Source organism: Solibacillus isronensis (assembly GCF_023715405.1).
GTDB classification, from domain to species: Bacteria; Bacillota; Bacilli; order Bacillales_A; family Planococcaceae; genus Solibacillus; species Solibacillus isronensis_B.
In genome coordinates, this window is record NZ_JAMBOC010000006.1 from 95,623 (window position 1) to 114,076 (window position 18,454).

The window sequence follows — 18,454 nt, forward strand, 5'->3', positions numbered from 1 at the left end:
TACTAGGAGGAAAAGTAATAATGAAAAAGTGGAAATTTTTAACGGCAGCAGCATTAACATTAATGTTAGCAGCATGTGGTTCTGATGAAGAAACATCAACAAAGGATGAAGCGAACGAAACTGCTAAAACAGAAGAAACAACTTCATCTACAGAAGCTTCAGCTTTCCCAATGACAGTATCTCCATTATCAGCAGGCAGTGAAACAGAAGATGGTAAGTCTCTTACTTTCGAAGATGTAACATTTGAAGAAATGCCAAAAAACATCGTAGTATTTGACTACGGTTTCTTAGATACACTTGATGCATTAGGTGTTGAAGGTATCGTTGGTATCGCTGCAAACGGCGGTAAAGGTAACTTCCCTGAGCATTTAAAAGAAAAATATTTAACTGATTCAGTTACTGATGTTGGTTCATTAAAACAAATCGACTTCGAAAAAGTAGCAGCTGCTAATCCGGATGCAATTTTCATCTCAGGTCGTCAAGGTACATTCTATGAAGAATTAAAAGAAATTACTCCAAACGTAGTATTCATCGGTTCTGATAACTCAAACTATGTTGATGGCGTATTTGAAACGGTTGATTTAGCTGCTGAAATCTTCGGCAAACAAGAAAAAGCTGAAGAGTTAAAAGCTGCATTACAAGAAAAAGTTGACGCTGTAAAAGAAAAAGCAGCTGGCTATGAAAATGCATTAGTAGCAATGTACAACGACAAAAAAATCTCTGGTTTCGACAACGGTGAAGATTCTCGTTTCGCATATGTATACAATGACTTTGGTTTCAAACCATCAACAACTGATATCAAAGCTTCATCACACGGTTCTGACTTCTCGTATGAGTCAATTCTTTCTGTAGACCCAGAAGTATTATTAATCATCGACCGTACAGCATCTGATGTAGAAACAATCAAAGCTGACATCGAAAACGATATCATCAAAAAAACGCGTGCTTACAAAGAAGGCAAAATCGTTTACCTTGATGGCGTAAACTGGTACTTCTCTTCTAATGGTGTAACAACTGAAGCAGAAAAATTAGATGAAATCTTAAATGAATTAAAATAATATAATTAAAGATGGCATGTCTCTCAAGTAGAGGCATGCCTTTTTAAAAGAGAGGGGAATTAAAATGTTCGTACAAATTCGCAAATGGATCGTAACAGAAGGCAACTCGCTTAAAATTATCGAGCGCTTTAGCAAAAAAACTGGTCAAGGTCCATCGATGCTTGAACAACGCGAAGGATTTATTGGCCGTGAACTGCTTGTAAAAAATGTGCGACGTGGTGAAGAGGAAGTTGTAATGATTATTCGTTGGGAATCGGAAGATGCATGGAAAGCCTGGGAGAAGAGCCCTGAGCATATTGCGGGCCACAAAGCGAAAATCAAAGAGCATGGCGGTAAACCACCTAAACCGGATTTCGTTATTTCAATGGAGCACGGAAATTACACAGTTGTAGAATAATGAATGTTTAAGAGGGAATCTACTTTGCAGAGTTTTTTAGCGAAGTGGATTTTTATTTTTTGTATACTACATATAATAATAGTGAAGTAACAGTTCGTATAAGGAAAGTAGGTTATCGTTTGAAAAAGAAAGTTTCGATTTTTGCATTCGTTACATTGCTGGTGTTTATTATTATTGCACTGAATTTTGATATACCAAGCTTCGAGGCATTTGATATGAAAATCCGCTCTTTATTATTTGGTAATAATTTCATTATTTTATTTCATTATTTAGGAGAAATAAAGTTTGTCATAGTTGCAACCGTTATTATCTTGCTGTATTTGGCAATCTTTAAAAAAGATTTTCGCGGTGTGCTCTTTGTGCTTCTTACAGTTGGGGTTGGAAATGGGCTGAATCAGCTTTTAAAGCGTATTTTTTCACGACCACGTCCGGAAATTGAAGATCAGCTTACTTCATTTAGCTTTCCTTCAGGACATGCGCAAATCAGTGTAATGTTCTTTTTAACGCTCGCATATATGATTTCGAAATGGCTGAAAAATAAAAGTTGGAAATTTATTACATACAGTGTAATGCTAGTCCTTATTTTTTTCATAGGTTTATCACGTATAGCGGAAGGTCGTCACTATGCAACGGATGTTTTAGCAGGGTGGAGTATCGGGTATACTTGGTTTATCATATGCGTATTATGGTATGAGTCAAAAAAGCACAAATAGAAGTTATGGGATTCCTGATATTTAGGAATCCCTTTTTTAACACTTGATTTGGTTAGCGGCATAAGATGTTTCCTGATTGAAAAAAGTTGCACAAAGGAAACATTGTGCGTATAATATGAGAAAAGAATTATAAAGAAGGAGAATAGTATGGATGAGAATGTATTATTAGCGTTAGGCTTAACATTGTTTGCAGGGCTTGCTACGGGTATTGGTAGTTTGATCGCATTTTTTACAACACGCACAAATAAGAAGTTTCTTTCGGTTGCATTAGGCTTTTCGGCAGGTGTTATGATTTATGTATCACTTGTTGAGATTTTTGTAAAAGCGAAAGACGCATTAGTAAACGTTCATGGGGAAACAATAGGGTATTGGTACACCATCATCGGCTTTTTCGGAGGGATGCTCGTAATTGCCTTAATTGACCGCTTTATTCCGAAAGGGAAAAATCCGCATGAAGTAAAGTCTGTAGAAGATGTTCAAAAAGCTCAATTGATTGGGAATGAAGATGTAGAAGCAGACCGCCTGATGAAAATGGGATTATTTACAGCGCTGGCAATCGCGATTCATAACTTTCCTGAAGGTATTGCGACATTTATGGCGGTACTGCAAGATCCGAATGTCGGATTTGCGATAGCAATTGCGGTAGCAATTCATAATATCCCTGAAGGTATTGCGGTAGCCATTCCTATTTTTTATGCAACAGGGAAGCGTATGAAGGCATTTAAATGGTCGTTCGCCTCTGGTTTGTCAGAGCCGTTCGGTGCGCTTATTGCCTACTTAGTACTAATGCAATTTATGACAGATACATTGTTCGGTATTGTTTTTGCTGGTGTTGCAGGGATTATGGTATTTATTTCGATTGATGAACTGTTGCCGGCTGCTAAAAAATATGATGAAGCTCATTCCTCTATTTACGGATTAATAGCAGGTATGGCAGTTATGGCCATCAGCTTAGTGATGTTAACTTAATTTTAATTACTTCATGAAAAAGCCAGCATCTCCTTCACGGAGTATGCTGGCTTTTTCATGTATTGAGACTAAAGCTTCGGTGCATATTAGCCGAATAGAAGCTTTAGCCCTTTTTTATTAAGATGCGGCTGTTACATTTTCAGATGCAACAGTAAATGTTGTATTAGGGTATTCATTTTTTTCGATTTCATCAAGCAATGCGACAGCAAAATCAGCATAACTGATATAACTGTTAAATTGCGAGTTTACTAGAATCTTCTCTTCGCCTTTAATGTAATGGCCGGTACGTGGTCCATCCGAATCGAACATAGCCGATGGAATCGCAAAGGACCATTGGATTGAAGAGCTTTCCAAATCACGTAGGTTTTGCAATTGAGCCTTTGCCGCGATAGCCAGATCTTCAGGATAATCTTCAAGATCCATAAGTCGAACTGTTTTTTCACGATCAACAAAAAGGCAGCCTGAACTACCAATCACGAACAATTTTTTCTCTGTTCCTTCAAGTAAGGAAATTAAATGTTCACCGGCATCAACATGTAAATGTTCTTCCCCTGGTAGCGGAGCAAAAGCATTAATTAAAATATCGAAAGGAGCAATTTGTTCCTTTGTTAAATTAAACAGGTCGCTTTCAATAATATTGATATTTTCTTCTTGTACTGTTGCCTTATTTTTTACGATCGCTGTCACATCAAAGTTTCTCATGATGGCTTCTCTTAAAATATGAGTTCCTGCCTTACCTGCAGCTCCAATAACTGCAATTTTCATAAACATTACCCCTTTCTAACAGTAGATTTATTAATATACCCAAATTTAAGGGGAATTATGCATAAAAGACAAAATAGATTAGAAAAAAACAAAAAATGTACGTTATTCTATTATGAGAATAACGTACATTAAACATTTAACGAAGAGTTTTATCTATCATTTTATTATTAATAAGTGTGACAGTTGAGCCGGATGGTGAAGCGGTTGTCACTACGACTTGATGGTCCGGAAATTGTTGCTGCATTGATTCGACAAATTGTTCGGATAAAGCGAGCGGAATCATCGAGATTAATGTTGGACCGGCACCACTTAATGCAGTACCATACGCTCCAGCCTTTTTTGCAGCTTCGCGAATTTCATTATATGCGGGAATAAGGTTTGCACGGAAAGGCTCATGGAAAAGATCCGCTTCCATATATCGTCCAATTCGCTCATAATCCTTTGCAATAAGGGAAGCAGCGAGCATATTCGCATTGGCACTTGCACGTACTGCATAGCTTCTTTTCAGCTCTTCCGGTAAAACACCGCGTGATGCTGCTGTTTTAAGTTCGATATTCGGAATAAATACTACGAATGCCGCATCCATCTCCTGAATATGCAGTGTGTCGACAATTCCTGCTTCATCCATTGAAGAAATCGTCAATCCCCCTAATACCGAAGCTGTTGCATTATCAGGATGGCCTTCAATTTGAGATGAAATGTTCAGCTTATTCTGTTGCGATAATTTTAAATCCCCTAAAATATCGGCTAATTCAATAGCAGCTACAATAGCAGCCGCACTGCTGCCGATACCACGTGCAAGGGGAAGCTCACTAGTCATCTCAATTTTACATGGTGGCAGCGTTGCATTATATTGCTTTGCTACCTGCTGTGCGATTGTATAAATTAAATGCGATTCGACTGACGTATCAGATGGCACATTGTCACCAATATGCACAAATTCCCACTCATCTTGTAATGTGACATCCAATGTTAGATAGAGCGATAATCCAAGACCAATGGAGTCAAATCCAGGACCTAAATTTGCTGTACTGCCAGGAACTTTGATTTGCCACTTTTTACTCATAGACTAAATACGCCCTCGATATAATTACGGATTTCCTGCTCATCATTTTGAAGTGAGACGAGGTCTACAGTCGAAACATTCATAGCTGTATCCGGATCTTTTAAGCCGTTACCAGTAAAGACTGTAACAACACGACTGCCTGCAGCGATTTCGCCGGTTTTCACTGACTTGATGACACCAGCTAATGAAGCAGCTGAACCAGGTTCGACAAAGATACCTTCTTTGTTGGCGATTAGTTTATAAGCGTCTAAAATTTCATCATCTGTTACTGAATCAATTAAACCGCCTGATTCATCACGAGCTGTTTCAGCGAACTTCCAGCTTGCTGGGTTCCCGATACGAATCGCTGTTGCTACAGTTTCCGGATTTGCAATTGGTGCTCCTTGCACGATTGCAGCGGAACCTTCTGCTTCAAAACCGTACATTTTAGGAAGACCGCTTTGTTTTGCTTCATTATATTCTTTAAAGCCTTTCCAGTAAGCTGTAATATTCCCTGCGTTTCCTACAGGAATACATAAGTAGTCTGGGGCTTGGCCAAGTTGATCTACAATTTCAAACGCCGCTGTTTTTTGGCCTTCAATACGATATGGGTTTACAGAGTTAACAAGTGCGATTGGAGTATTTTCCCCGATTTTGCGCACAATATTTAATGCATCATCAAAGTTGCCGTCAATTTCAATAATTTTCGCACCGTACATGCAAGCTTGTGCCAATTTACCAAGTGCTACTTTGCCTTTAGGAATGACAACGATTGACTGAATACCGGCACGTGCCGCATATGCTGCAGCTGCCGCAGATGTATTGCCTGTAGAAGCACAAATGACAACTTTAGAGCCTTCTTCAATTGCTTTTGCAACAGCAAATACCATACCACGGTCTTTAAACGAACCTGTTGGGTTAGCGCCTTCAATTTTCCCGTATAACTCAATTCCAAGCTCTTTAGATAAATTTACTAATGGAATTAGTGGCGTATTTCCTTCATTTAGTGATAAAGCAGGTGTATTTTCAGTAACAGGTAGGTACTGTTTATATTCTTCGATAAGACCTTTCCACATAGATAATAAACTCCTTCTGTTCTCGCTAGGTGAACATTTGTTTTTGTATACAAGACATTTTATACCTATGTGTCCCTTATTTCAATAGGAATTGTTAAATTGTCGGAACAATTCGTTAAGTTAAAAAAATGTTGTCACTTTTAAGAAAGAAATGTATGATAGTAATGTTGTTAAGTCAAGTGTAAAGACACATGGAAGGTGGAAAAGTAATGTCGGTGGAAACAAATGAACAAAAGCCCCTATCACGTAATAAACTTCTACGTATAGCTGGGGTTGGATGGATGTTCGATGCAATGGATGTCGGAATACTATCTTTTATCATTGCAGCGCTTGCAGTTGACTGGGGATTAAATAGTAGTCAAATGGGTTGGATTGCAAGTGTAAACTCGATTGGTATGGCAGTTGGTGCGCTGTTTTTTGGTGTACTTGCAGACAAAGTAGGACGTAAGCAAATCTTTATGTGGACACTAATACTATTCTCAGTTGCGAGTGGTTTATCCGCATTTACAACAACTTTGACGCTCTTTTTAATTTTACGCTTTTTTGTCGGCATGGGGCTTGGCGGGGAATTACCTGTTGCTTCAACGCTTGTATCTGAAAGTGTAAAAGCTGAAGAACGCGGAAGAGTTGTCGTTTTACTTGAAAGTTTTTGGGCTGGAGGCTGGCTAATCGCCGCGCTTATTGCCTATTTCGTTATACCGGCTGAATTTTGGCCAATTGAAGGATGGCGAGTTGCACTATTAATTACGGCAATCCCTGCAATTTATGCAATTTATATAAGAATGAAATTACCGGACTCTCCACAGTTCAGGGTAAAAGAAGAGTCGAAAAAACGTTCGGTGTTCCAAAATATCGCAACGTTATGGGAGAAGAAATATGCACGTTCTACACTAATGCTTTGGATTTTATGGTTTGCAGTTGTATTTTCTTACTATGGCATGTTTTTATGGTTACCAAGTGTAATGGTTGGCAAGGGATTTGATTTAATATCAAGTTTTAAATATGTATTAATCATGACGTTAGCCCAATTACCGGGTTATTTTACAGCTGCTTGGTTCATCGAGAAATTTGGGCGCAAATTTGTATTAGTTACATATTTATTAGGGACTGCAGCAAGTGCCTTTGTATTCGGTGGTGCAGAAACGATCGAAACATTGTTGATTTCCGGTATGTTGCTTTCGTTCTTTAACTTAGGAGCATGGGGTGCCTTATATGCGTATACACCTGAGCAATATCCGGCAATTGTACGTGGAACGGGAGCGGGTATGGCTGCAGCAATAGGTCGTGTTGGAGGTATTTTCGGTCCGTTATTAGTTGGGACACTCCTGACAAAAGGCTATGATATTAGCTATATTTTCGCGATTTTCTGTGTGGCCATCGTCATTGGAGTGTTGGCGGTTATTTTTTTAGGGAAAGAAACAAAGCAAACAGAATTACTATAGTTGTAAACTATTAGTATTAAAATGTTTTTTTTGATAATGAATAGGGACTTGTGCTAATAAAATAGCGCAGGTCCTTTTTACATTTATGAGCTGTAAAAAAATACCTAATAGATAAATGTCCATAACAGGTTTTTAATAATAGTTTATTTATAAATTACAAATTTTACAAAAGTATGTCAATTTCCTATTCAAATTTTTATATTCTTTAGTAGGCTAAAGTTTTTTCAGAAAACTCGTTGAATTCTATTATTATTCATGTTAATGTATTTTTTATTATTAAGAATTTAGCGCTCGTAAAGTTACATGAATAAGTGAGATATTATTTTAAAAAAATATTAGAAAGGGAGATGGAGAATTTGACTATTTGCGAAAATATTAAGAAGAAGTATATTCGTCTTTCTAAGGGGCAGCGAAAAGTTGCTCAGTTTGTTATGGATAATCCGAATATAGTGGGGACACATACCGCCTCCGAAGTAGGAAGGTTAGCAGATGTAAGTGAATCGACTGTAATCAGATTTTGCTATTCAATGGATTTAGCAGGTTTTAGTGAGCTCCAAGATAAACTGAAGGAATATTTAATGGATAAAGGTGAAGTAACGGAAGTTAAACAAGCGATGCCTGTTAAAAAAATCCGAAATCACATTGGAGCGGACATTGTAAAAAAAGATATCGCCAATATATCTAAAACATTCAACCAGTTAAAAGAACAGGATGTTGAAGAAGTTGTGCAATTGTTACATACATCAAAGAAAATCCATTTTTTAGGTTTCAGACAATCGACACCAGTTGCTTTTTGGATGTACAGCAATGTCAACAGGTTACGTGACCATGTTCATTTTATTCCTCATGAGGCAGATAAAATTGCACAACAACTTGCGTATATGGATGAAGATTCATTGCTTTTCGTTATATCGCTTGATGAAGAGTATGAAGATATGGCAACAACAGTAGAAATCGCTAAAAGAAAAAATGTTAAAATTGTCGCAATCCGTAACAAAGAGCTTACATCTCAAGAACCGGCTAACCCCGTACTTATTGTTCCCAATACAAAAGAAGCCGGAGCCACATGTACAATTGCTATATTCTCTCTATTACATATATTAGTGGAATCAATGGTAAGCCAAAACCCACAACAATATGAGCAATATAATAAAAAGACAAATGGCGCGCTCAATACGCCGAATTTAATAGCAATCAGCTAAAACTGTAAAGGCTAACTCATAGCCATTACAGTTTTCCTTTTTGCTAAGCAATATTGGCAAATCTTCTGTTTTTCACTTTCTTTACGTTATGTTAAAATGAAGAGCGAAAAGCATTTAATAGGAGGCTCACTCATGAGTAAAACATTAGTTTTCGGACATAAAAATCCAGATACAGATACAATTACTTCAGCAATTGTTTATGCATACTTAAAACAACAATTAGGTGTAGATGCAGAAGCAGTTCGACTTGGAGAATTAAATAACGAAACAAAGTATGCAATAGAAAAATTCAACTTTGAAGCACCACGTCTAATTGCTAACGTAAAAGATGAAGGAGCACAAGTAATTTTAGTAGACCATAATGAGTTCCAGCAATCAGCAGATGGAATCGAAGAAGTACAAATCACTGAAGTAATCGATCATCACCGTATTGCGAATTTTGTAACAGCTGATCCAGTATATTTCCGTGCTGAGCCTGTAGGTTGTACAGCGACAATCTTAAATAAATTATATAAAGAAAATAATGTAGAAATTCCGGCTAACATTGCAGGTTTAATGCTTTCTGCTATTATTTCGGATACATTATTATTCAAATCGCCAACATGCACAGAGCAAGATGTGAAAGCTGGCGAAGAATTGGCAGCAATTGCAAATGTTGATACTGCACAATATGGTTTAGCTATGCTAAAAGCAGGTGCGGACCTTTCAGATAAGTCACTGGAAGATTTATTGTCATTGGATGCAAAAGGCTTTGAATTTGGTGAATATAAAGCGACAGTTGCCCAAGTAAATGCAGTGGATATTGAAGACGTTCTTGGTCGCCAAGAAGAGCTTGAAAACTTATTGAACAAAAATATTGCGGATAATGGCCTAGATTTATTCTTCTTCGTCGTAACAGATATTTTAAACAATGATTCAACAGCAGTAGCAGCTGGACAAGTTGCCGAAGAAGCAGCAAAAGCGTTTGGTGCAACAATGGTTAATGGTCGCATCAGCTTACCAGGCGTTGTATCACGCAAAAAACAAATCGTTCCAGTTTTAACAGAAAACTTAAAATAAAAAGTAAATCCGGCAACTCATTTAAGAGTTACCGGATTTTTTCATTTTTAACGGATAGACTGCAGGGCCTTCGATAACTTCGCCTTTTGCGTTGTAGCGAGATCCATGACATGGACAATCCCATGTATCATCTGCAACATTCCATCTTGTTTTACAGCCAAGGTGTGTACACTTAGGCGCATCCGGTCTGTCGATATAGCCTTTTACAAGCTCTTTTCCAATCATCCCGCCCGTTTGCAGCATGAAGTAAAATGTCTTCCCGAAATTCGAACGATTCGGTGAGAATAAAGCGGCTGCAGGGTTTGCAATTCTTTTAATAAGATTTGTAAGCAATGTTCCTGCAACAAGTGAAGAAGAAAGCCCCCATTTATTAAAGCCCGTTGCAATATACAAACTGTCATCGCCCGGTGACAGCTGGCCGATATAAGGAATTTGGTCTGCCGTCATGACATCCTGTGCACTCCAGCCGTATTCATATGGCGGAAGTTCAAAATCTGTTGTTAGTTCATGCTGCAATGTTTCATAAAACGGGTCTGTATCGCTTGTCGATCCAGCTGTATGCGATTGTCCGCCATAGATGAAGTAGGGCTGATTATCGATAAGTGCCGTTCGGATTGTACGACTTTGAGCATCAACGCTTAAGTATTGGCCTTCTAATAGCTGTGAATATTTTGTTGCTGTTAGGTAAGACCGTTTAATCTGCAGTTTCATCGAATAAAGTTGTCGAATTGATTCAATCGGGTAATGTGTACATAAAATTAGCTTTTTATATTGAACAGTATGGTCATTGCTTGTATGAAGACAATTTTTGGACATTTCTAATTTAGTCACTCGCGTATTTAAATAAAGTTGTGCCCCATGTTTTCTAGCTAAATGAACATACGTATTCGTAAACTCGACAGGATTTATCTGACCTTCATTTTTGATACCGAGCGCAAGTTCTACAGGAACCGAAAGCTCGATGTCCTTTGTTGCAAGAAAGGGAATACCGATTTTTTTATAGCTTTCCGCCTCGTTTAAAAGCTGCTCTTTTCCTTGAGGGGTAGCTGTATAAACGTACGAAGTAGCACGAGAAAAGCTGGTGCTACTTTCGGAAACAGCTTGTTCAATAGCTTGTTTATTCGCCTCGTAGTAAATTTTACCATCTTCTTCATTGAGTTTTGAGTAAATGAGATTATGCTGTACTGTCAATTTTCCTGTAGAATAGCCTGTTGTTCCTTGTGCAAACTGAGGCATTGCTTCGATTAGCGCGACACTAAGCCCCTCTTTAGCCAGCGAATATGCAGTATAAATACCACTGATTCCCCCTCCAATTATACATATGTCGCAGTTAATCGATTCTTGCAGAGTAGGGGCAGCAAAATCTGAATGTGTTGGAAGCCAGAGAGATTGTTTCAAAATATCACCTTTTTATTTTTCAGCATAGGGTAATTGACCAGGATTTATTCAGCTAACGTCACATAATAAAAATTCCTCGGACCTTTATGTGGGAGGAGGCTAGTTTCAAACATTGTACTTTTGAATAGTTGCTCGCTACAATACAAGACAAGGAGAGTGATTAGCATGAAAATCGAAGTATGGTCTGACTATGTATGTCCTTTTTGCTATATCGGCAAGAAACAATTAGAAATCGCATTAGATGAACTTGGGTACGGAGATTCAATTGAAGTAGCCTATAAAAGCTATTTATTGGATCCTTCCACACCAGTTGATACGACAAGCTCTGTATATGAAGAACTGTCACGAAAATATCAGATTTCATTAGATGAAGTGAAGAAGATGACAGCAAATGTTACATCACGTGCCAAAGAAGTAGGGCTTGAGTACAATTTTGATGAAATGAAAAGTGCAAACACTGTAAAAGCGCACCGTTTAGCAAAATGGGCTGAAACAGAAGGGAAAGAAAAAGAGTTTACCGAGCGCGTTTTAAAAGCTTACTTTTTAGAAGGTGAAGCGATCGGACAAACTGAGGTATTACTGACATTAGCAAAAGAAGTAGGGTTATCTGCAGAAAAAGCTCGTCAAGTTATTGAGAGCGATGAGTATATGGAACAGGTGCAACAAGATATTGCAGTCGCTCAAAATCTTGGTGTACGTGGTGTTCCTTTCTTTGTCATTGATAATAAGTACGGCATTTCAGGTGCACAGCCACAGGAAGTGTTTGAACAAACGATTGAAAAGGCAGCACAGGAAATTGGTTTACGTAAGCCTTTGAAAATGCAAGGGGTAGACGGTGCTGCATGTACCGATGATTCTTGTGATATTTAACTGGAGTTAATAGGAGTTAAACAGGGAATTTTACCTAGATTCGTATTTTTATATAAATTCGAAATAGGAATTCAGACTAAAGTATGAGAACAATCTAATTGATTTTTTTAGGTTGTTCTTTTATTATATAAAAGTGCCTCGAATTTGAGATACTTTAAAACAAGATAATAATTTAAAAATAAATAATATTGAAAATAGTAGGGAGAAATGAAAATGACAAACGTATTAGTAGTAAAAGCAAATAACCGCCCAGATGGCGTATCAACAAAAATGTATGAAACATTCATGGCTGAAGTTGCGAACAATGAAGGTTTAAACGTAACAACTTTTGACGTATTTGAAGAAAATATGCCATATTTCGGTCAAGAATTATTCAACGCTTTCGGTAAAGCACAATCAGGCGAAGAATTATCAGCAATCGAAGCAGGTTCTTTAGCTGCTTTCAACAAATCTCGTGAAGCTTTAACAGCTGCAGATGTAGTAGTATTTGCATTCCCATTATGGAACTTAACAATTCCAGCAGCATTACAATCATTCATCGATTATACTTATGGCGCTGGCTATTCATTCAAATACAATGAACAAGGTCAATTAGTAAGCTTAATGACTGACAAAAAATATATCGTATTAAACGCACGTGGCGGTATTTACTCAACACCACAAGCATCTGCATCAGAAATGTCAGTAAACTATATTAATGCGGTTATTGGTGGCGTATATGGTATGGAAAAAATTGATGAAGTTATTATCGAAGGTCATGCATCAAATCCAGCTGGAGCTGAACAGATTATTGCTGAAGGCTTAGAAAAAGTAAAAGCTGCAGCGCAAAATTTGGCAAAAGTAACAGCTTAATTAAATTATTCATATAGTAGAGAAGGGTTGCTCACAAAGTTGTGGGCTCCCTTCTTTTTTTAATCGGACAACGGCATTTATTAATGTAAAATTCACTTGGTAGTAAGCTACTTACTTTTTGTAATTAATAAGAAGTGGTAATATAATAAGTAGCAGTTAAATAAATTTAGTTTTAGAGTAGTGAATATGAGGTGAAGAAAATGAAAGAATCAGCACTATGTCCGCGTCTATCAAAAGCAATGGAGCTAGTCGGGAAACGCTGGACAGCTTTAATTATTTATCAATTGTTGGAAGGACCTCAACGTTTCAATGCGATCGAATCAGCATTACCGATTAGTGGACGCTTACTGTCAGAGCGTTTAAAGGAACTCGAAAAAGAAGGTATTGTTGAACGTAAAGTGTATTCGGAAGTACCGGTTCGTGTTGAGTATAATTTAACGGATAAAGGGCATTCACTTGAACAAACTGTGAGAGAAATTGAAATATGGGCGAAAACTTGGTTATAAATCATGCTGTTTTACTTGTAAAAAGCGTTATAAAAACAGATACTTAAAAAGTACGTCAGCTTTACAGGAAAGGAAAATGTTTTTTATGACAATTCAACAGTGGGAAAATGATTTATCACAATGGATCCCTTCAACTAATATAAAAATAAATGAAACACTAAAAAAATATACGATGACAAAGCTTGGCGGTAAGGCAGATATTTTAGTGCTGCCGAATACAGAAGAACAAGCAGCAGCTGTCGTTAAGTATGCATATGAAAATAATGTACCGCTACTCATGCTGGGGAACGGCTCCAATATGGTCGTACGTGATGGTGGAGTACGTGGTATTGTCCTGCATTTTGCTTTATTGGACGAAATTCGTATTGAAGGTGATACGGTTTATGCGCAAAGTGGCGCATTGATTAAAGAAGTATCAAAGCAAGTCGCAGCTCAGAGCTTAACCGGTTTTGAGTTTGCATGCGGAATTCCAGGTTCAATCGGTGGAGCAATGGCAATGAATGCCGGGGCTTACGGTGGTGAGGTTAAAGACATCGTTACAACTTGTAAAGTACTAACACCGAAAGGAGAGCTTCTTGAGCTGAACAACGAGCAACTGGAGCTTTCTTACCGGAAAAGTATCATTGCAAAAAAAGGCTATTTCGTACTGTCTGCTACGTTTCAGTTAGCACATGGTGATCAAAAGCAAATAGATGAGAAGATTGCCGATTTAACGTTCCAGCGTGAATCGAAGCAGCCGCTAGAATACCCTTCGGCGGGCAGTGTATTCAAACGTCCACCAGGTTATTTTGCAGGTAAGCTTATTCAGGATAGTGAATTGCAAGGTAAAGGTGTCGGAGGGGCAGAAGTTTCTACAAAGCATGCAGGATTTATCGTCAATAAAAACAATGCTACGGCAAAGGACTATATCGATACAATTCAAATGGTACAGCGTGTTGTAAAAGAGAAGTACGATATCGACTTGGAAATGGAAGTAAAAATCGTCGGTGAAGACTAATCTTGGATGATATAAAATGACTTCAACTCGTGCTAATTTAGCGCGAGTTCTCTTTTTTTTTAATGATAATTAATATGAGATTACATAAAAGGAGTAAGAAAGATGAAATTTATTTCGTGGAATGTGAACGGGATTCGTGCTTGTGTAAATAAAGGATTTTTGGATTATTTCCGTGAAATGGATGCGGACTTTTTCTGTATCCAGGAAACGAAATGCCAGGTAGGACAGATTGATCTTCAACTGGAAGGATATTATCAATATTGGCATTCAGCAGTGAAAAAAGGTTACTCCGGTACAGCTGTATTTACGAAACATGAACCGTTAGCAGTGTACTACGGAATTGAACATGAAATTGCGGCAGATGAAGGCCGCATCCTTACATTGGAGTATGAAAACTTTTATTTAGTAAACACGTACACACCGAATGCTAAGAGAGATTTAACTCGTCTGGAAGAGCGGCTGCAATGGGAAGACCGGATGACACTATATTTGAAGGAACTTGATGCGAAAAAGCCCGTCATTTATTGTGGAGATTTAAATGTTGCACATAGTGAACTGGATATTAAAAATGTGAAATCCAATATCGGGAACTCCGGATTTACATATGAAGAGCGCGGAAAGATGACAGAATTACTTTCAAGTGGATTTACGGATACGTTTCGTCATTTCCATCCGGACTTAACCGACCATTTTACATGGTGGAGTTATATGGCCAAAGTACGTGAGCGAAATATCGGCTGGCGCATCGATTATTTTATTATATCTGACCGACTTGTTGAAAAAGTAGAGGAAGCATCTATACATTCAGAAATTTTAGGTAGCGATCATTGCCCTATCGTATTAAAATTAAAAACGGTGTAAGATGAATAGACTAATAGAAACAGAACTTTTACAGCATAATAAAGCTTTGTAAAAACAGAAAAAAAGAGGTGGAATTTATGGCACAACAGGCGAAAAAGTCAAAAGGGCGCAAATTTATAAACATCGTCATTTGGGCAGTTGGGATTTTAATTATTGTAGGTGGTGCAGCGGTAGCAGGATTGCACTTATACGTAGCAAATTCTAAACCTGTCATTGAAGGTGAACTCGCGGTATCGATTTTAGATGATGATGTTGAAGTTACGAGAGATGGTGTAGGGGTTCCACACATTGTGGCCAAGTCTGATGCGGATCTTTACCGTGCACAAGGCTATGTGCAGGCACAGGATCGTTTATTCCAAATGGATTTAGCGCGCCGCCAAGCAAGTGGTATGTTAGCTGAAGTGGTAGGGGAATCTGCAGTAAATACAGATAAGTTTTTCCGTACATTCAGTTTACGACATGCTGCAGAGTTATCATGGGATGATTATGATGCACAGTCAAAACAAATTCTTGAATGGTATGCGGAAGGTGTAAATGCTTTTATCGATGAAGTAAAAGGTACGAGCAAACTTTCATATGAATTCAAACTACTAGGGTATACGCCTGAAGCTTGGACACCGATTGATTCATTGACAATTGGTAAATATATGGCATATGACTTAGGCGGAAACTGGAATCAGCAAGCTTTCCGATCATGGGCAATGCAAAACTATACACAAGAACAAGCTGAAGAATTATTTATAGAGTACCCAGAAAACGCTCAATCAATTATTGAAGCAAATTTAAATCTGGAAACGGATATTGCAAGTGCCATTCCGACAGATTACTTACCGTCAGAACATAACGGCAGTAATAACTGGGTTGTAAGTGGCGAGCTGACAAAATCGGGTAAGCCATTACTTGCAGATGATCCACATCTAGGATTAAGCACGCCATCTGTATGGTATCAAATGCATCTGGAATCACCTGAACAAAATGTTAGTGGTGTAATTTTTGCAGGGATCCCTGGAATTATTCTTGGGCATAACGAACAAATTGCATGGGGCGTAACGAATGTGAACCCGGATGTACAAGATTTATATATTGAAAAACCAAACCCTGAAAACCCATATGAATTTGAATATGACGGTGAATGGGAAGAGGCAACTGTCCGACAAGAGCCGATCAAAGTAAAAGACGGTGAAACGGTGGACTTTGAAGTTGTGGAAACACGCCATGGCCCAATCATTTCTAACATTATGTTAAAAGATACAAAAATGAAAGAGCAGTTCTCTATGCAGTGGACAGCACTGCAATCAACACAAGAATTAAAAGCAGTATTAGGCTTCAATAAAGCGACAAATTGGGAAGAGTTTGAAGTTGCGCTAGAGGACTTTAAAGCACCGGCACAAAACTTTGTGTTTGCTTCAACTGATGGAACAATTGCTTACAAAGCAAATGGTCTAGTACCAATCCGTAAACAAGGTACAGGTTCATTACCGGTGCCAGGTAACTCGTCGGAATACGGCTGGGAAAGCTATATCCCATTTGATGAGCTGCCAACTGTTATTAATCCGGAAGAAGGCTATATTGCAACAGCAAACAATCAAGTTGTAGGTGATGAATACCCTTACCATATTTCAAATCTTTGGGCACAGCCTTATCGATATGAGCGAATCGTAGAAATGATTAAAACACCGATGTATGATGAGGAAACAGGTGAATTATTAAAGCTTTCTGTTGCAGAAATGAAAGGTATGCAAATGGATAAAAAGAATTTGCATGCCGCAGAATTTTTACCGGGCTTGCTTGAAACGATTAAAGCTCAAGATAATGAAGACAAGTATAAGAGTGTCATTACTCTCCTGGAAGAATGGGAGTATTATGATGACAAAGATCAAGGTGCACCACTTGTGTACCACTTCTTAATTGAAAATATGGAAAAAGCATTATTCCAAGATGCAATGCCGGAAGATGTTTACAAATTAATGCCTGGCAAATCGCAAATTACAGACCAAATGCTGCGTGATGCATATGCAGGCAATCCGGGTGTCTGGATTACAGAAGAAGGCGGACTGGATAAATTTGTTTATACTGCATTCGAGGATGCTGTAACAAAGATTAAAGGTAAATTTGGGACGTCTGTTTCAAAATGGAAATGGGGCAGCTATAATCAGCTGACATTTGATCATCCATTAGCAAGCGCATCGGACTTTTTAGCGGACTATGTCAACCCTGAAAAGCTACCGGTTGGCGGTTCTAGTGTTACCGTGCAAGCAGCTTCTGAAGATGGCAACGGAAATGTAAATCACGGTGCATCGTGGCGCTTTGTAGCTGACTTGGATAATTTAAAATCAGCATATCATATTGTCGGTCCAGGACAGAGCGGACATGTGAAGTCTAAATGGTATGACAACCAGACTTCAAACTGGGTTTACGGGCGCTATCATAAAACGAAAATCAATGGCGATATCGATCATGGTTATGAATTGATATTAAAAGCTGAGTAATAAAATTGAATCAGTCCTCCCTTTTTAAAAAGGGGGGATTTTTTATATTTAAATGTTACTTTGACGTTTAAGTTTTGATATAAGGAGAATAGTAGTGCAGTAAATATTTTAAAGTGAGTTAAAATGCAGAGGTGAAAATTACTAATTTAAAGTAAAAAAGTCACATATGCTAATCGAAATGTTTGAGTTAAATTACTTGGCGTTATATGATTAGAGAAGAGAATCTGGTTTTATAAATGGGGCGAAAGATGACAATGTCAGGTATTAAATTAATAAATGTAACAGAAGAAATTGTAAAAGGGCTTGTTAGTTTTCTGCTGCATGGCGTTGAATATCAAACATTTTGCCATTGTGAACAATGTGAGATGGATGTGAATGCAATTGTTTTAAATGTATTGCCTGCTCGTTATGTTACATCGGATGAGACGAGAGATGCTGTATTTAAACAAATGAGCACCCCGGAATATCTTGAGGAAATCAATAAACAAATTATCCATGCACTTCACATCGTAAAACAATATCCTAAGCACCCATAAGAAATGATTTCAATGCGTTAATTATGTATATAAGCAGTCATGATCAAGTTTTGTAAAAGATAAAATGAAGAGGTTATTCAATTAGGGGCATACTAATTGCAATAGCCTTTTTCTTTTAATGCCTTTTAACGTAGGGAGACTTTAAAATTGCCACTATTCACGTCGATGGCTGACTAAATTGCTTCCTGTGTAACCATAGCCGAATTGTTATGAAACTGA

Annotated in this window: 18 protein-coding genes; 14 read left to right on the plus strand and 4 right to left on the minus strand. The window is 37.9% G+C overall.

Annotated features, from left to right (window positions below):
- Positions 1–20: 20 nt before the first annotated feature.
- The 4 genes from M3166_RS17265 (at position 21) to zupT (ending at position 3,137) form a co-directional block, all read left to right on the plus strand.
- A complete protein-coding gene (locus M3166_RS17265) occupies positions 21–1,058 on the plus strand; it encodes a siderophore ABC transporter substrate-binding protein (protein ID WP_251691241.1) in 1,038 nt (345 codons plus the stop codon).
- Positions 1,059–1,122: 64 nt separating this feature from the next.
- Positions 1,123–1,455: an antibiotic biosynthesis monooxygenase family protein gene (locus M3166_RS17270; protein WP_014822513.1), complete on the plus strand. Its 333-nt coding sequence runs from the start codon at positions 1,123–1,125 to the stop codon at positions 1,453–1,455.
- 119 nt (positions 1,456–1,574) lie between these two features.
- The gene (locus tag M3166_RS17275) at positions 1,575–2,168 is read left to right on the plus strand and encodes a phosphatase PAP2 family protein (RefSeq protein WP_251691244.1); all 594 of its coding nucleotides are present in this window, start codon (positions 1,575–1,577) and stop codon (positions 2,166–2,168) included.
- A gap of 147 nt (positions 2,169–2,315) precedes the next feature.
- Positions 2,316–3,137 carry a zinc transporter ZupT gene (gene zupT / locus M3166_RS17280; protein WP_251691246.1) on the plus strand — a complete coding sequence of 274 codons (822 nt, stop codon included), beginning with the start codon at positions 2,316–2,318 and terminating at the stop codon, positions 3,135–3,137.
- Between the two features lie 117 nt (positions 3,138–3,254).
- Here the strand turns inward: zupT and M3166_RS17285 are convergent, their stop codons facing one another.
- The 3 genes from M3166_RS17285 to thrC all read right to left on the minus strand — a co-directional run bounded on the left by M3166_RS17285 (position 3,255) and on the right by thrC (position 6,023).
- Entirely contained in the window at positions 3,255–3,902 is a 648-nt protein-coding gene (locus tag M3166_RS17285; protein ID WP_251691248.1) for an NAD(P)-dependent oxidoreductase, read from the minus strand.
- Positions 3,903–4,038: 136 nt separating this feature from the next.
- The gene (gene thrB, locus M3166_RS17290) at positions 4,039–4,968 is read right to left on the minus strand and encodes a homoserine kinase (RefSeq protein WP_251691250.1); all 930 of its coding nucleotides are present in this window, start codon (positions 4,966–4,968) and stop codon (positions 4,039–4,041) included.
- The gene (gene thrC, locus M3166_RS17295; protein ID WP_251691252.1) at positions 4,965–6,023 is read right to left on the minus strand and encodes a threonine synthase; all 1,059 of its coding nucleotides are present in this window, start codon (positions 6,021–6,023) and stop codon (positions 4,965–4,967) included. Before thrC ends, thrB begins: the two co-directional genes overlap by 4 nt.
- A 209-nt stretch (positions 6,024–6,232) precedes the next feature.
- Between thrC and M3166_RS17300 the strand changes: the two genes are divergently transcribed.
- The 3 genes from M3166_RS17300 (at position 6,233) to M3166_RS17310 (ending at position 9,726) form a co-directional block, all read left to right on the plus strand.
- Positions 6,233–7,465, plus strand: coding sequence for an MFS transporter (locus tag M3166_RS17300; protein WP_251691254.1), 1,233 nt, complete (start codon positions 6,233–6,235; stop codon positions 7,463–7,465).
- A 347-nt stretch (positions 7,466–7,812) separates the two neighbouring features.
- Positions 7,813–8,667, plus strand: a complete 855-nt coding sequence (locus tag M3166_RS17305) for a MurR/RpiR family transcriptional regulator (protein WP_251691256.1) — start codon at positions 7,813–7,815, stop codon at positions 8,665–8,667.
- A 132-nt stretch (positions 8,668–8,799) separates the two neighbouring features.
- Complete coding sequence (locus tag M3166_RS17310) at positions 8,800–9,726, plus strand: manganese-dependent inorganic pyrophosphatase (protein WP_251691258.1); 927 nt, start codon at positions 8,800–8,802, stop codon at positions 9,724–9,726.
- A 21-nt stretch (positions 9,727–9,747) separates the two neighbouring features.
- On the opposite strand, the gene M3166_RS17315 is transcribed toward M3166_RS17310, so the two are convergent.
- Positions 9,748–11,124 carry an FAD-dependent oxidoreductase gene (locus M3166_RS17315; protein WP_251691260.1) on the minus strand — a complete coding sequence of 459 codons (1,377 nt, stop codon included), beginning with the start codon at positions 11,122–11,124 and terminating at the stop codon, positions 9,748–9,750.
- Between the two features lie 165 nt (positions 11,125–11,289).
- On the opposite strand from M3166_RS17315, the gene M3166_RS17320 reads away from it, so the two are divergent.
- From M3166_RS17320 to M3166_RS17350, 7 genes are all read left to right on the plus strand, one after another.
- Positions 11,290–11,994 carry a DsbA family oxidoreductase gene (locus tag M3166_RS17320; protein WP_251691261.1) on the plus strand — a complete coding sequence of 235 codons (705 nt, stop codon included), beginning with the start codon at positions 11,290–11,292 and terminating at the stop codon, positions 11,992–11,994.
- A gap of 213 nt (positions 11,995–12,207) precedes the next feature.
- On the plus strand, positions 12,208–12,846 hold the full coding sequence (locus M3166_RS17325; protein WP_251691263.1) for an FMN-dependent NADH-azoreductase: 639 nt from the start codon (positions 12,208–12,210) through the stop codon (positions 12,844–12,846).
- A 200-nt stretch (positions 12,847–13,046) separates the two neighbouring features.
- Entirely contained in the window at positions 13,047–13,352 is a 306-nt protein-coding gene (locus tag M3166_RS17330) for a winged helix-turn-helix transcriptional regulator (RefSeq protein ID WP_251691265.1), read from the plus strand.
- Between the two features lie 85 nt (positions 13,353–13,437).
- On the plus strand, positions 13,438–14,349 hold the full coding sequence (gene murB, locus M3166_RS17335; protein ID WP_251691267.1) for a UDP-N-acetylmuramate dehydrogenase: 912 nt from the start codon (positions 13,438–13,440) through the stop codon (positions 14,347–14,349).
- Positions 14,350–14,451: 102 nt separating this feature from the next.
- Positions 14,452–15,210, plus strand: coding sequence for an exodeoxyribonuclease III (locus tag M3166_RS17340; RefSeq protein ID WP_251691269.1), 759 nt, complete (start codon positions 14,452–14,454; stop codon positions 15,208–15,210).
- A 77-nt stretch (positions 15,211–15,287) separates the two neighbouring features.
- The gene (locus M3166_RS17345; protein ID WP_251691272.1) at positions 15,288–17,699 is read left to right on the plus strand and encodes a penicillin acylase family protein; all 2,412 of its coding nucleotides are present in this window, start codon (positions 15,288–15,290) and stop codon (positions 17,697–17,699) included.
- 248 nt (positions 17,700–17,947) lie between these two features.
- Positions 17,948–18,235 (plus strand): late competence development ComFB family protein, encoded by a 288-nt coding sequence (locus M3166_RS17350; protein ID WP_427713826.1) that lies wholly within the window; start codon positions 17,948–17,950, stop codon positions 18,233–18,235.
- Positions 18,236–18,454 lie beyond the last annotated feature (219 nt).